This is a genomic window from Photobacterium iliopiscarium (assembly GCF_003026395.1).
GTDB lineage: Bacteria > Pseudomonadota > Gammaproteobacteria > Enterobacterales > Vibrionaceae > Photobacterium > Photobacterium iliopiscarium.
This window is the reverse complement of the sequence record NZ_PYOO01000036.1, coordinates 1-836: the sequence shown is the minus strand read 5'-3', so window position 1 is coordinate 836 and position 836 is coordinate 1. Positions and strand designations below refer to the sequence as shown.

Genomic DNA, 836 nt, shown 5'->3' with positions numbered 1-836 from the left:
TAATTAAAAGATTTAATAAATTCGATACTAAAGCAATTTATTAATAACTAACTAGAACGGAAATGGGAATAAATAATAAATACGCTCACAATTAATAGTGATATTAATAAACAGCATTATTTATTCCCTTCTTAAAATATTCGGTCAGGCTTTTTAATTCTTCATAGTCATTATGTCGGGTTAAAACACACCTGTTATCCACCATTTTATTCAGGCGTTATTATGAACAATAATAGTAGTACAAATAAAATGCGTGCTCTCGTTATCGAGCACCAAAATATTACTCCAAACAGCTTTGCAGACCGCGCAACTAAGTCGCTTGTTGCTGAACTACAAAACCGCTCTATCGAAATTATTACAGCCACTTCTTATGAAGATGCGCGTGCGGTTATTCTATCAACTCAAATTGATAGCCTAGTATTAGCACTTGAAAAAACTGAAGAGCAAATCGTTAATTCTAACGAAGAAGTTGAGCTATTAAGCGCACTTCAAGCTCGTCAATCTGAAGTGCCTGTATTTCTACTAGCAGAGCGTGCTCGTACGTCTATCCTTAACAACCGCCAGTTAATGGAACGTGTTGATGAGTGTTACTCAGTACTAGAAGACACTGCTGACTTCGTTGCTGGCCGTATCGTTGCTTCAATGCGTCGTTACCGTGCACAAGTGCTACCACCGTTCATGAAAGCGATGATGCACTACAACGACATCCATGAGTACTCATGGTCTGCACCTGGTCACCAAGGTGGTATCGGTTTTACTAAGACCCCTGCTGGTAACCAATTCTTTGAATTCTTCGGCGAAAACTTGTTCCGTACCGATATGGGTATCGAACGTGC

Annotated in this window: 1 protein-coding gene; it reads left to right on the top strand. The window is 39.1% G+C overall.

Annotated features, from left to right (window positions below):
• Positions 1-222 precede the first annotated feature (222 nt).
• Positions 223-836, top strand: a 614-nt coding sequence (locus C9J51_RS19340; protein ID WP_280522924.1) for an Orn/Lys/Arg decarboxylase N-terminal domain-containing protein, incomplete at its 3' end; no start/stop codon positions are given.